Raw genomic sequence first — 13,423 nt, forward strand, 5'->3', positions numbered from 1 at the left:
CGCGGGGCCACGCGGCTGAGCCGCGCGGGGCCGCGGCGCGCGGCCTCAGCGCGACGGAGAGCCGCCCGGACGACGAACCCGGCGGGCCTCGTCGAGGGACGTCCTCTCCTCGCCTCCCCGGCGCGCGCCCCGCGCGTCGCGGGCGACGTCGTGGAGGGCCCGCTCGACCACCGGCTCGTGCAGCGCGAGCAGCCGCGTCGGGGCCACGCCGAGGATCACGGTGAGCGCCACGAAGGCCAGCAGGAACGCGCGCTCGCGAAGCACGAGCGCCTCCACCGCGGCGCCCGGCCGGCGACGCGCGGGCGGGCCCAGGAAGGCGCGCTGGAACGCGCGGAACAGCGTGATCCCGTTGATCGCCGCCGCCGCCAGGGCGAGCACCGCCAGCACGGGGTGGACGTGTAAAATTCCATGCAGGAGCAGATCCTCGCTCACGAATGAGAGCGCCCCCGGCGTCCCGATCGCCGCGCACGCGAGCAGGAAGAAGAAGGCCGCCATGCGCGGCGTCCGGGCCACGAGGCCGCCGAGCTCCCGCGTGTCCGTCGTGCCGGTGCGCGCCTCGAGGGCGCCGATGACCATCGCGAGCCCGGTCATCGCGATCGTCGACGCGACGCTCTGCAGGAGCGCGCCGCTCACGCTCTCCGCGTTCAGCGTGGCGATCCCGAGGAGCACGAGCCCCTTCTGGCTCGAGACCAGGTAGCCGAGCATCCGGCGCAGATCGGTCTGGGCGAGCGCGAGCACCGCGCCGTGCAGCGCGCTGATCAGGCCGATGACGGCGAGGATCGGCATGTCCTCGGCGCAGGCCGCCGGCAGGAGCTTCACCCCGACGCGCAGGAGCACGCAGACGCCGACCTGGGCCTCGGCGAGCAGGACGGTCACGCCGAGCGGCCCGCGCTCCAGCAGCACGGGCAGCCAGCCGTGGAACGGCACGGCGGCCATGCGCATCAGCACGGCGATCCCGACGAGCGCGAACAGCGGCGACTGCCACGCCTCGGGGATCCCGGCGCGGGCGATCTCCTCGACGTCGAACGGCAGGGCAGCCCCGCGGCGCGCGGCGAGCGCGGCCATCGCGCCGATCGCCAGGACGAGCGGCGCGGTGCCGCCCAGCAGGAAGATGCGGCAGGTGCGCCGGAGGAGCGCGTCCTCGGCGCCCTTCCTGGCGACCAGGCGCTCCACGGGCACGAGCGCGGCGACCCACGCCGCGGCGAGCAGCGCGAGGTCGAGCGCGCAGAGCACGCAGAGGGCGGCGCTCGCGGTGGCGAGCAGCGCCGCGGCGGTGGGCCGATCGAGCGCGGCGCGCGGGCCCGCGGCGACGAGGGCGAGCAGGACGACTCCGAGCAGCGGGAGCAGCGCGACGGTGTAGCCGTCGAGGCGGAGCCAGAGGCGCGCGCCGAGGAGCGGCAGGGCGGGACCTCCGGCTTCGAGCGTGACGCCGGCGAGGGAGAGCGCGAGCGGCGCGAGCGAGAGGAGCAGGGTGAGCGCCGCGCCGACGAGGGCCGCGCGGCGCGCGCCCTCGTCGCTGCGCGCCCGGGCGGCGAGCAGCGCCGCGGCCGCGGGCGCGAGGATGAGCGCCGCGAGGAGCGGGAAGGCGCTCACGAGCGAGCCCGCTTCGCGCTGCGCGCGGGGGGGTCGAAGGCCATCGCGCGCTCGGGGACGCCGGGCGCGCCCTCTTCCCCGGGATCGACGGCGGCCCGCTCGGGCCAGCCGCTCAGCGCCGCCACCCAGCGGCGCTCGCTCTGGTCGAGCAGGCGCCCGAGGCGCATCAGCGGCGCCGCGATGAGCCGCTCCTGCAGCGCCTCGAGGTGAAATCGCTCCAGGGACAGCCAGTACACGCGCCGCACGAGCGCCGCGGGCAGGAGCCGGCCGGCCACCCCGAGGGGCAGCAGCGGCTCGCCCGCGTGCGCGGCCCGGATCTCCTGCGCGTCGCGGAGCGCCGAGGGGGCGCGCAGCATCTGGAGGCAGCGCAGGCACGCGTGCGCGAACAGGTGGACGAGCGCGAGCCAGTAGAGGCCGAGGCCGATCTCCACGAACATGAGCCCCACCTGCGTCATGGTCGCGTGCGCGAGCGCGCTCTTCACGTCGGCCTGCGCGCGCCCCACCAGGGTGCCGTAGAGGGCCGTCGCCGCCCCGACGCAGGCGATCACCGCGCTGGCGGCGGGCGTGCGCTGGAGCAGCGGGGCCGCGCGCAGCATCAGGTACACGCCCGCGTGCACCGAGATCGCGCCGTAGAAGAGCGCGCTCGAGGGCGTCGGCCCCTCCATGGCGCGCGGCAGCCAGCTGCCCAGCGGGAACTGCGCGCTCTTGCCCATGGCGGCGAGCAGCAGGCACAGCGCGAGCGCCGTGGCCGCCCCCGGGCCGAGCGGCGCGGCCGTCCCGGGCCAGGCAGCGGCGCCGAAGGCCTCGCCCCACTGCGCGGAGCCGGCGACGTCGTGCATGAGCACCGCGCCCCCGAGCAGCCCGACGTCGCAGAGCCGGTACGTGACGTAGACGCGCAGCGCGGCCCGCGGCGGCGCCGCGCGCTCGTGGAAGAACGCCACGAGCAGCACGCTCGTCGCGCCGACGAGCTCCCAGCCGGCGAACAGCAGATCGATGGTGCCCGCCGACACGAGCGCCAGCATGCCCGTCGAGAACAGCGCGAGGAGCAGGAAGAACCGCGCGAACCCCGCCTCCCGGTGGAGGTACGCCACCGAGAACCGGCCGACGAGGAGCGCAATCAGCGAGACGAGCACCATCATCGTCGCCGAGAGCCGGTCGACGAGCACGACGATCTCGAACGCGTAGCTGCCGGTCTCGAACCAGCGGCCGAGCGCCACCGGCATGAAGGCGTACGGCGCCGCGACGGCCGAGCCCCAGATCGCCAGCGAGGCCGCGAGCGAGATCGAGAGCGCCGACAGCACGACGCGCGACACGACGCGCTCGCTCGGCGCGCGCAGCAGCAGCAGGTAGGAGCCGAGCGCGGCGAACGCCGCCGCCGGGGAGAGCACGGCGAGCGCGGCGAGCTGGCCGAGCAGCAGATCAGATGGCATGGCGGAGGACCTCGGGGGGCCGCGTGGACGCGGCGCGGACGAGCGCAGGCGGGACGAAGCCGGACCTCCCGGCGTACCAGTCGGCGGAGCGCTGGACCGCCGGCAAGGGGTGATCCGGGGGAGCGAACGGCGCGAAGCCGTCGCCCGTGAACCGCGCGATCCTGCGCGTCGCCGGATCGACGCAGGCGAGCTGGATCCAGCCGTTGCAGATGAGCTCGCGCAGGGCCGGCTGCCGCGCGCAGAGCGCGGCGGCGAGCTCGGTGCTCGCCTCGACGACGACGAGCAGGCGCACCGGCTCGTGGATCTCGATCATCTGCTTCGGCAGCCCGGTGCGCAGGTCGCTCAGCGACCCTTCCATGACCCCGAGCAGCGAGGCCAGGTTGTGCGGGAGCTTGGTGCCGGCGCCGTAGCGGCGGTTGTCGACGCAGGAGAAGTAGTACTCGAGGTTGATCCCCGCCCCGACCGGCCCGACCGCGAGCAGGATGCGCTCGAGGATCGCGCCGGTCGGATCCTGCGTCGGGTCGTACGAGACGAGGAACGCCCGGCGGTCGAGGAACAGCCCGCGGGTGAGCGCGCGGCGGCCGACCACGCAAACGGCGTTGGTCACGTGCCCGAGCTCGGGCCGGGCCTCGCTGAGGTCCGCGGCGCGCGCCTCGACGTGCGCGAGCGCCCGCGCGGGGTCGCCCTCGCGCGGCGCCGACGCGAACCTGCGGCAGCGCTCGTGCGCGTGCAGCTCGCGCGCCGCGTCCAGGGCGGCCCGCAGCGCCGCGAGCTCGCCGCGGTGCGACGCCGGCGTGAGGTGCTCGTCGTAGAGGACGATCTCGTCGGTCGTCGTGTTGTTCATGCCGCCGACGAAGAAGGTCCCGTCCGGGATGTCGATGCCGCGCGCGGCGAGCAGCGCGCGCACCTCGGGGTCGTTCGCGAGGGCCGCGAACAGCCGCGCGTTCGGGCCGCCGTGGCGGCCGCCGCAGGCGCCGCAGTCGTACGCCGACTGGTGCGGGTTGTTCACGCTGGTCGAGCCGTGGCCGAGCACGGCCACGATCGGCGCGAACCCGCGGGTGAGCCCCATGTTCTCGAGCGTGGCCGCCACCCGGGCCGCCCTGTCCGCGGCCGTGAACGGCCGCCCCTCGCCGGCCGCGGGGGAGCCCTCGTCGCGCGGGCTGTGGAGCCGCGTCGGCACGGCCGGGAGCAGGCGCCGCTCGAGCGCGCGGCGCAGCCGCGCCGCCGCCCGCGGGAAGAGGATGCGCCCGACCAGCGGGACGGTGGAGAGCAGGCCCAGGGTCGGCGTGAGCAGCATCCCGCGCGTCAGGGTGCGGCTGCCGCGCCCCAGCGCGTGCAGGAGCCGCGCCCAGCGCTTTCGGCGGGCCTTTCGGCGGAGCGCCGCCTCCTCCTCGTGGGGTCGCTCGACGATCTCGTGCGCCGGCTCCACGCCGACGGGGCAGAGGCTCACGTGTCCGGCGTCGTCGAGCCCGCGGTAGCGGATCGGCACGCCGAAGAACCCGGCGACGCCGAAGGTCTCGTGCCGCGGCGAGAGCTCCTCGAAGTGCCGCCGGAGGCCCTCGCAGCGGTCGTCGATGCAGAAGGCGACCTGGAAGCGGGGCTCCGCCACGGCGCGGTCCTCCTCCGGGCGGCGGAGGTTCGCCGCGATCCCGTGCAGCACCTCGACCCGGTGGTGCCGCTCGTAGGCCTCGTGCAGCGCGCGCCGCCGCGCGACCTCGTCGAAGGCCTCGAGCGCCTCGAGCGCCCAGACGCGCTCCGCCGTCGAGAGCGGCTCGATCTCGGCGGCCGAGAGGCCGGCGAGCTGGGCGAGCTGGAACAGGCGGAACGGCCGCGCGTGGTCGGGCGAGCGCGGCGGCGGCGCTGGCGGCCGCGCGGCGCGCCGGGCGTGCTCGACGAGCCCGGCGAGGGGCCCCTCGTACCCGAGCCGCCGGCGCGCGACGTCGCGCAGCGCGTGCCTGGCGAGGGTCAGGCGCACGGCGAGGTACTCGATCAGCGACGCGGGCGGCGCGCCCGCGGGCCGATCGCTCGGGGTGTGCTCCAGGCGGTGGATCATCCCGGCCCAGCCCGGCAGCTCGAGCAGCACGCGCGTCGCGTAGCCCTCCCAGCGCTCCTCGGCGACGCCGAGCTCGTCGAGGGCACGGGCGGCGATGGCCGGCGGCGACAGGCCCTCCGCGTCGAGGCGGCGGAGCTCCGCGTCGAGCCCCGCGAAGGCCGGGGCGGCGGGTCGCGAGCCCTCCAGCACCATGCCGCGGAAGCAGCGCCAGAGCCCCTGCGCCCGATCGGGCATGGTCCAGTGCGCGACGCCCTCGTCGAGGTAGGCGCAGAGGAACCGGATCAGGAGCGGATCGACGAGGTCGGCCGGGTCCTCGCCCGCGAGCGCGAGCAGCAGATCGCGGTGCGACCTGTCGACGCCCACGCGATCGACCAGCGGCGGCTCCGTGAGCGGGGCGGGCGGCAGCGGCGCCGCGCGGCACGCGTCCCAGAGCGCGAGGGCGGCGCGCGACTCCGGATCGCGAGCGCCTCGGTCGAGGAGGCCCGCCGCGATCTCGGGGTGCTCCTCGAGCCAGCGCTCCGTGCGCTGGAGGATGCGCCGGCATCGATCGGACGGGACGTCGGCCCGGAGCCTGCGCGTCTCCCCCGCCTCGGAGATGCGCCACAGCAGGCCCGCCGCGCTCTCCTCCTCGATCGGGTGGCGCAAGGCGATCCGCTCGATCTCGTGCCGTGACAACGGCATTTTACATTCCGGAGACCGCTCGTCCGGGTGCGCGGCGAAGCGCTCGGCGAGCGCCGCCTCGAGGTCCTCGTCGTCGATGCGGCCTGCCGCGATGTGGGCGCGGTACTCCGCCTCGGGGAGGTACGGCTCGGCGTCGAAGACGGCGCTCGCCGCGGCCAGCGCGTCGTGGAACGGCAGGTGCTGGAACGCGTGCAGCGTGTTGTGGTGGACGAACACGCCGATGGGCCCCTGCGCTGGCAGGAAGTGCCCCGCGCGATCCACCGCGGCGCACAGGCGCTCCTCGCGGGCGGCGCTCGCGGGGAGATCGTGAGAAAGCTCGCTGCTCATGGCGTTCCCGGAGGAGGGTTGTTCATGCCGGAGGAGGGGTGTTCCTGGAGAGCCTCGCCCGTGTGCGCCCCTCTCGCGGCGGTCGACGTCGGGCGGCGCCTCGACTCAGCGCCCCGCGACGGGGCTGACAAGGACCCTCTTCCGCGCGGAGAGCGGGTGTGACGACATCTGGAAATGATCGCCGAGGCCCGCGAGGGTCAACGTCCGGCCCTGGCGCGCCATCGAGCTCTCCAGCTCATGGAGGTTGGACATGGTCGTGTGATCGACCAGGCGGGCGTCCGCGAAATTGATCTCGATGCTCGAGGCGTCCGCGTATTTCGCGAGCCTCCGCCGGATGCCGAGGTAGTTGCTGAACACCGCCGCGTGCTTGACGCGCAGCACGACCCGCCCTCCCTCGACGCGCTCCTCCACGTCGGGCCGGAAGAGGATCCGCAGCGGGGCGCCGTTGATCAGGTGGATGAGCATCTTCACGAGGATGCCGGCCGCGACCCCGACGAGCAGATCCGCGGCGATGCACAGCGCGGCCGTGGTGGCGAAGATGACGAGCTGCTCCTTGCCGATCCGGAGCGTCTTCACGAACTCTTTCGGGGAGCCGAGGCGGACGCCCGTGAAGGTGAGCATGGCGGCGAGCGCGGCGAGGGGGATCCGGTGGATGAGCCCCGGCGCGAAGGCGACGAAGAGCAGGAGGAAGGCGCCGTGGAAGAAGTTCGACAGGCGGCTCTTCGCGCCGTACCCGATGTTCGCGGAGCTGCGGACGATCTCGGAGATCATCGGCAGTCCGCCGAGCAGGCCCGCGATGAGGTTGCCGGCGCCCGTGGCGAGCAGATCCTTGTCGAGGTCGGAGCGGCGCTTCTCGGGATCGAGCGAATCGACGGCCTTGGCGGAGAGCAACGACTCGATGCTCCCCACCAGCGAGAACATGATGATGTACTTGATCGACGCGGGCGTGCCGACGTGGCTGAAGTCCGGGAACACGACCGCCTGGAGCAGGTTGCCCGGCAGGTTGACCAGGAAGCTCGGCCCGATCGCGTACGTCGTGTGGGTCGCCGCGAGCGTGTACGTATGCTCGTGCTCGAGATCGAACGCGTAGGCGAGCGGCACGGAGATCGCCAGCACCAGCATCGGCGCGGGGATCTTCTGGGCCCACCGCGCCTTCCCGGCCACCAGCGGATAGCCGAACAGGAGGAGGAGCGAGAGGACGCCGATCGCGGCGATCTCGGGGTTCAGCCGGGCCACGCTGCGCGGGATCTCCAGGAGCAGGCCCACCGGCGACTTCGCCGCGGGCGTGACGCCGAGGAGCGTGTGGATCTGCTTCGAGCAGATGATGATCCCGATGGCCGCGAGCATCCCGTGCACCACCGAGGAAGGGAAGAAGTCGCCCAGCTTGCCGGCGCGCGCGAGCGCGAAGGCGATCTGCGTGACCGCGGCGACGACGATGCAGGCGAGCGCGCGGCGGTAGCCGACCGCGTTGTCCCCGCCGCCGAGCTCCTGGACGGCGCCCAGCGCGATGACGATGAGGCCCGCGGCCGGCCCCTTGATGGTCAGCGGCGCGCTGCCGAGCCAGGTGGCGACCATGCCGCCCACGACGGCGGTCAACACGCCTGCGATGGGGGGAAATCCGCTCGCCATCGCGATGCCGAGGCAGAGCGGCAGGGCGATCAGAAAGACGAGGAACCCGGAGACCAGGTCGTCCTTCCAGGTTGAAGACACAGGTGTGCTCGAGATGCTCGACGTAGGCATGCGGTGCTCGGCCTCGGAGTTACGGGGATGGTGTGGGCCCGCTGTTCGTCAGGACACGCCCCAGGACGGGACCACCCGGTCCGAGGTTCCCGCTCGGGTGACGAAATTTCGCGCAATGCGTCGGAACCTCCCCGCGGGTCCGTTCCGTCCCAGGAGCGCCGATGCACAGCGCTGCCCCGATCGAGGCGCCGCTCGTCACGCCGCCGCGGCGCGACAAGCGAGCGCTACCCCGCCGTCCATTCCACGCTAGAGTCCAGGCCGTCGACGCTCCCGATGCTCGAACGGCCCTCATGACCGAATCGCGACCCCTCCTCGGTGAATCGCGCGCGCAGTTCGAGTCGGCGGTGCGCCCGGCGCTCCCGCGCCTCTATCGATTCTGCATCTCGCTGTGCGGGGCTCGGGATCAGGCGGACGATCTATTCCAGAACGCGCTGCTCAAGGCCTACCTGAACGCGGCGTCGTTCGAGGGGCGCGCCGACCTCGGGGTCTGGCTGTGCGGGATCGCGCGTCACGAGTACCTGGAGGCGTACCGGACCGAGGCGCGGCGCCGCGGCCTGCTCGATCGGCTCATCGAGGCGTGCACCGAGGTGCTCGGCGTGGTGCCCCACGCCGAGGTCCAGAGCCCCGAGGAGATCGCGATCCTGAGCCAGGACACGGGGGTGCTCCTCGCCTGCCTTCAAGAGATACCGGAGGAGTTTCGCACCGTGGTGGTGCTGTGCGATATCGAGGATCTTGGCTATGACAACGTGGCCGAGGTGCTCGGGATCCCCAAGGGGACGGTGAAGAGCCGCCATGCCCGCGGGCGCGCGCGGCTACGCGACGCCTACGAGCGTCTGGCGGCGCAACGGGTCGTCGCGGTGCGGGAGGGCTCGACGTGAGCGAACACGACCAGGATCTGCCTCCGATTCCGCCGGATCTGACGGCGAGCATGCGAGCGCTGCGCTCGGTGAGCCCGTCGGAGGCGCTCGTCGAGCGCGCGCTGAGCAGGCTCCCCGAGCCGCCGGAGCGCCCTGTCGCGCCGGCCCCCCAGCGGGCGAGCGGCCGATGGGGGTGGAGCGCGCTCATCGCAGCGCCGGCGCTCGCCGCCATCGCGCTCGGGATCGTCGTGGCGGTGCACGGGAGCGTGAGCTCGCCGCCGATCGAGCGCTCCGAGGAGCGCGCCCTCGCCTTGCCTGACGACGGGCAAGCGTGGATGCACCTCGATCTGTGGACGGATCGCCACGCCGACGAGCCGGCGGTGGTTCACCTCGAGGTGCCCGAGGACGTGCGCGTGCGGCTGCCGGACGGCGAGGGCGGCGCGCTGGAGCGGCACTGTCAGCAGGAGCGCTGCTCGCACAGGCTGACGCGCTACCGCGGCGAGGCCCCGCTCAGCGTGGCGGTCGCCCAGCCGGGCCGCTACGAGATCCACGTGCGTCACGAGTCGAACGAGGCGCGCGTGCGCGAGCGCTTCGTGCTGACCGCGGTGCGCGACTGAGCGGGAGCGCGCCCGGGGGACCTGCGCGCGGCGGTCAGGTCCGCTGCTCGCCGCGCTTGGCCTCGTCCCAGTAGCCGTCGAGCTCCTCCAGCGTGAGCGTGTCGTCCGACGCCCTGGCGGGCCAGCCGCCGTGGCGCTCGACGACCCGCCGCTCGACGTGCTCGAAGCGCCGGGTGAACTTGTCGGTCGTCCGGCGCAGCGCCCCCTCGGCGTCGACGCCGGCGTGGCGCGCCAGGTTCCCGAGCGCGAAGAGCACGTCGCCGAGCTCCTCCTCGATCGCGCCGGCATCGCCGCTCTCGAACGCCCGGTCGAGCTCCCCGAGCTCCTCTTCCACCTTCGCGCGCGAGCCCCGCGCGTCCGGCCAGTCGAAGCCGACGCGCGCGACCTTCTCGCCCACCCGCTGCGCCCGCGTGAGCGCCGGCAGGCTGCGGGGAACGCCGCCGAGCACGCCGCGGTCCTTGCCCTGGCGGGCCCGCTCCGCGGCCTTGATGCGCTCCCAGTTCTGGAGCACCTCGTCGGCGTTCTCGGCGCTCTCGTCGGCGAACACGTGGGGGTGGCGCCGCACGAGCTTCTCGCAGATGGCCGCGACCACATCGTCCGGGCCGAACGCCCCCTCGGCCCGGGCGAGCTCGGCCTGGAAGACGACCTGGAGCAGGAGGTCACCGAGCTCGGCGCACAGCTCCTTGCGGTCGCCGCCGTCGATCGCGTCGATGACCTCGCAGGCCTCCTCGAGGACGTAGCGCCGGAGCGTCGCGAAGCTCTGCTCGCGGTCCCACGGACACCCGTCGGGCGCCAGGAGACGCTGCATCAGCTCGATCAGGCGCGGGAACGTGCGGCCCGCCTGCTCAGCGAGCGGCGGCGCCTCCACGGGCTCGAAGGGACGCGGCATGCGGAAGCTACTAGCGCAAACCGTCCCCGCTGAGGAGGCGAGGCGGCCCAGCCGAGGGGGACGGGCGAGCCGGCCGGGGGCGGGGCGGCCGCAGGGACGGGAGGTCCGGCCGCCGAGCGGTCAGCCTGGATTCACGGGCCGTGGCATGCGAAAAGTGCAGAGGTGGTCGGAGTCCGGCGGCGAGGACGCCCATGAAGAGCGCAGTCTATGTGGTGCTGTTCACGATCGCCGGGTGCTCGCAGGGGGTGTGTCGGAGCATCGGGAGCGCGCCGGGCGCGGCGCCGAACCCCGTTGCACCCAACCCGGGTCACTCCGCGGCGGAGCCCGTGATCGCGGCCCAGCCGGACAGCGGCGAGCAGGAGGCCCTGGGGGAGCAGATCGCCCCGCTGCGCAAGGGGGGGCGCCGGCTCATCGCGGAGCCGCCGGACGACGCGGAGGACACGGCGTATGTGGCGTGGGTCGCGGCCGCGGGGCTCGCCGCGCAGAACAAGCTGCCGCCGCCGGCAGCCCCACCGGGGTTCGCGCTGCGGGCGGTCCCGGGGCGCGACCTCTGGGTGCTCTCCGAGGAGCCGAAGGAAAAGAAGCGCCGCCGGGGCGCGGCCGCGGTCGTGCTGCGCACAGGGGCGGCGGCGCCGCTGATCGTCGAGGCGCCACACACCTTCTTCGACCGAGGGACGCTGCCCGTCGCGCTCGCCGTGTTCGACGCGCAACGGGCGCGGGCGCTGGTCGTCAACACGTCGCACCGGTACGGCGGGGGCCCCAAGCCGGGTGACGCCGCCGGGGACGACGAGGGCGCGGAAGGAGAGGGCGCCGGCGGCGAGGGCGCCGGAGAGGAGGGCGCGGGCGGCGAGACGACGGGCGGCGGCGCCAGGACGGCCGGCGGGCGGGACCACGGCGGGGGCGGCGGCGATCTGGGGGCGGGCGGCGGCGCCCGGGGGGAGAAACGCGCCGCCCGCGAGCGGCTGGTTGCGTCGCTCGCCTTCGCGGATGTGGCGCACGCCGAGCGGTCGTTCTTCCTGTCGGCGCACCGGGCGCTGCTCCAGAGCTTCCCCGGCATTCCGGCGGTACAGCTACACGGTTTTCAGGATAGCTCGGCGGCAGACGCCGCCGCCATCGCCAGCGCCGTGGGGCCCGGCGCCGACCTGGAGCGGCTGCTCGCCCCGCTGCGGGCGGTCGTGAGCGACGGGAAGGTCCTCGCCTACCCCGCCGATATCAACAAGCTCGGCGGCGCCACGAACGTGCAGGCACGCTGGTCGCGGCAGATGGGCGCGCCGTTCTACCATGTCGAGATGTCGCGGACGCTGCGCGACAAGCTGATCGAAGATGCGGAGTACCGGCGGCGCTTCGCGGTAGCCTTTGCGGGGCTCGCGACGGGCAAAGGCCAGGCGGGGAGTGACGGACCCGGGTTGGCCCGATGACACGACCCGCGACGGGGTGACCCGATCCGGGATGATCCGACCCGGGCTCTCGGACCGACCAAGGTTGGCGGGCTCTCGGACCGACCAAGGTTGGCGGGCTCTCGGACCGACCAAGGTTGGGGTGAGTGAGTGCGGGTTCACGGCCCGACCCAGGTTGGGGTGGTTGACCAACCGAGGTTGGGGTGAGTGAGTGCGGGTTCACGGCCCGACCCAGGTTGGGGTGGTCCAGGTTGGGGTGGTTGAGGGTGGGTGACCCCGGTCGGGTGAGTTGACCCAGATCGGCCTGGACACGTCTACGGGCACGAGCAGAAGCGCTCAAGCCGAGCCTGTACCAAGCCGGCCCTGAAGCCGCTGCGTTCGCACGCAAGGCGGTACATCACATATGCATCCGTGCCCTCCAGCGCGCGAACTTTCAGCCGCTCTGTTCGTCTGCCCAGGCGTACGCAATCACGATGAGGCGTCAAACCACGGCCCGTTCTTGCCCATGTGCGGTGGCGCACTCGCTCAGTGCCTATGCCGGGAGCACGACGTCGTTCAGAATGCCGTCATGAAACCCGCGCATCCCGGTGACGCTGGCGCCGTGAAAGATGCGCATCCACCAGGTCCCCGCCGGGAATACAGCGCTGCGTACACCTTCACGCCACCGTTCGAGCGCCGCGCGATACGATGCACGAAATGCCCGCACCGCAGCAGCTGCGGCTTGCCATGCGCCCCCCTGCTCGCGGCCGACTGCGAATGTCGGGTTGCGCTCTCGCAGAACCTCGAAGCTCGTGGCTCGCTCGTAAGGGGAGATCCTGGTGACGCGATCGGCGCCCAGAAAGCGGAGCCCTTGCTTCTGCAGCTCCGCATGAGCCTGCGCCTCCTGTCGCTCGATCTCGGCCGCTACCTGGCAGCGAAAGCCCTCTGCGCCGTCCTGCTCGATGACGGACGGCAGCGCGAGCGGGAGCGTTACTTCATCCGGCCACTGCGGATTCTGTGGATCGAGATACGCAGCGGGACGCGCCGCGCGTAGCACGCCGCGGCCGAGCTCGCCCACATCCACGTTGGCGCCCGGCCACTCGTGCGCATGCCGGACCAGGCCAGCGGCAACAGGATTCGCGAGGACGTAGGCGATCTTCTCCACCACCGCCGCGCGCGTCAGCAGCCGCACCACGCTCGTCGCCTCGTGGTCCCAGACGGGTCCTTCCCACTTGCGCAGCACCTTCGTGCCGAGCGCGACGATGCGGTGGAAGAATTGCAAGAAACGCGGCAGGACGCCCTCCGTATCGGTCACGACGAGATGCACATGCGATGACATTGCGCAGAACGCGTGAACCTCAATGCCGTAGCGGCGGCTCGAAACTGCGAGGGCGTAGACCAGGAGCTGGGTGATGGCCGCGTCGGGGCGGAGGAGAAGGTGGCGTCGCAGGACACGACGGGTGATCAGGTAGGTGGCGCCGGCAGCGATCTCACGGGGCTGGCTCATGGCTGGCGTACATTGACAAATGCCGTGCCGGGGATCGCGGTCAATGAATTCAATGACTTGCGGATTGCCGTAGGTGGCGGCCGCCTGGCGGTCCGCCACCCTGTGCTGCTGGCTCCTGGCCCAACCTGGGCTGCTGCGCCCCAGGTTATGCGAGCCCGAGGTCGGTCACCGGGTCGCTTCGATCTCGGTCAGGTCGCTCAACGGGTTGCTACGGTCGGGTTGCTCCGGGTTGCTCAACCTGGGTCGGGTCGCCCAACCTGGGTCGGGTCGCCCAACCTGGGTCGGGTCGCCCAACCTGGGTCGGGTCGCCCAACCTGGGTCGGGTCGCCCAACCTGGGTCGGGTCGCCCAACC

The 13,423-nt window shown here is 73.3% G+C and carries 9 protein-coding genes; 3 read left to right on the top strand and 6 right to left on the bottom strand.

Annotation, left to right across the window (positions count from 1 at the left end):
• Positions 1-45: 45 nt before the first annotated feature.
• The 4 genes from WME96_RS24635 to WME96_RS24650 form a co-directional block, all read right to left on the bottom strand.
• Positions 46-1,593 carry a complex I subunit 4 family protein gene (locus WME96_RS24635; protein WP_437284035.1) on the bottom strand — a complete coding sequence of 516 codons (1,548 nt, stop codon included), beginning with the start codon at positions 1,591-1,593 and terminating at the stop codon, positions 46-48.
• Positions 1,590-3,023, bottom strand: a complete 1,434-nt coding sequence (locus WME96_RS24640) for a proton-conducting transporter transmembrane domain-containing protein (protein ID WP_437284036.1) — start codon at positions 3,021-3,023, stop codon at positions 1,590-1,592. Before WME96_RS24640 ends, WME96_RS24635 begins: the two co-directional genes overlap by 4 nt.
• Positions 3,013-6,084: a YbcC family protein gene (locus WME96_RS24645; RefSeq protein ID WP_437284037.1), complete on the bottom strand. Its 3,072-nt coding sequence runs from the start codon at positions 6,082-6,084 to the stop codon at positions 3,013-3,015. Before WME96_RS24645 ends, WME96_RS24640 begins: the two co-directional genes overlap by 11 nt.
• A 105-nt stretch (positions 6,085-6,189) precedes the next feature.
• Entirely contained in the window at positions 6,190-7,824 is a 1,635-nt protein-coding gene (locus WME96_RS24650; protein ID WP_437284038.1) for a SulP family inorganic anion transporter, read from the bottom strand.
• A 290-nt stretch (positions 7,825-8,114) separates the two neighbouring features.
• Between WME96_RS24650 and WME96_RS24655 the strand changes: the two genes are divergently transcribed.
• Positions 8,115-8,702: an RNA polymerase sigma factor gene (locus WME96_RS24655; protein WP_437284039.1), complete on the top strand. Its 588-nt coding sequence runs from the start codon at positions 8,115-8,117 to the stop codon at positions 8,700-8,702.
• The gene (locus WME96_RS24660) at positions 8,699-9,298 is read left to right on the top strand and encodes a hypothetical protein (protein ID WP_437284040.1); all 600 of its coding nucleotides are present in this window, start codon (positions 8,699-8,701) and stop codon (positions 9,296-9,298) included. Before WME96_RS24655 ends, WME96_RS24660 begins: the two co-directional genes overlap by 4 nt.
• Before the next feature lie 34 nt (positions 9,299-9,332).
• On the opposite strand, the gene mazG is transcribed toward WME96_RS24660, so the two are convergent.
• Complete coding sequence (gene mazG, locus WME96_RS24665) at positions 9,333-10,187, bottom strand: nucleoside triphosphate pyrophosphohydrolase (RefSeq protein ID WP_437284041.1); 855 nt, start codon at positions 10,185-10,187, stop codon at positions 9,333-9,335.
• A gap of 191 nt (positions 10,188-10,378) precedes the next feature.
• Between mazG and WME96_RS24670 the strand changes: the two genes are divergently transcribed.
• Positions 10,379-11,605 (top strand): hypothetical protein, encoded by a 1,227-nt coding sequence (locus WME96_RS24670; protein ID WP_437284042.1) that lies wholly within the window; start codon positions 10,379-10,381, stop codon positions 11,603-11,605.
• A gap of 511 nt (positions 11,606-12,116) precedes the next feature.
• Here the strand turns inward: WME96_RS24670 and WME96_RS24675 are convergent.
• Positions 12,117-13,070 carry a transposase gene (locus WME96_RS24675; protein WP_437292348.1) on the bottom strand — a complete coding sequence of 318 codons (954 nt, stop codon included), beginning with the start codon at positions 13,068-13,070 and terminating at the stop codon, positions 12,117-12,119.
• Between the last annotated feature and the right edge of the window lie 353 nt (positions 13,071-13,423).

It is taken from the genome of Sorangium sp. So ce406 (assembly GCF_051474675.1).
In the GTDB taxonomy this organism is placed as follows: domain Bacteria; phylum Myxococcota_A; class Polyangia; order Polyangiales; family Polyangiaceae; genus Sorangium; species Sorangium cellulosum_G.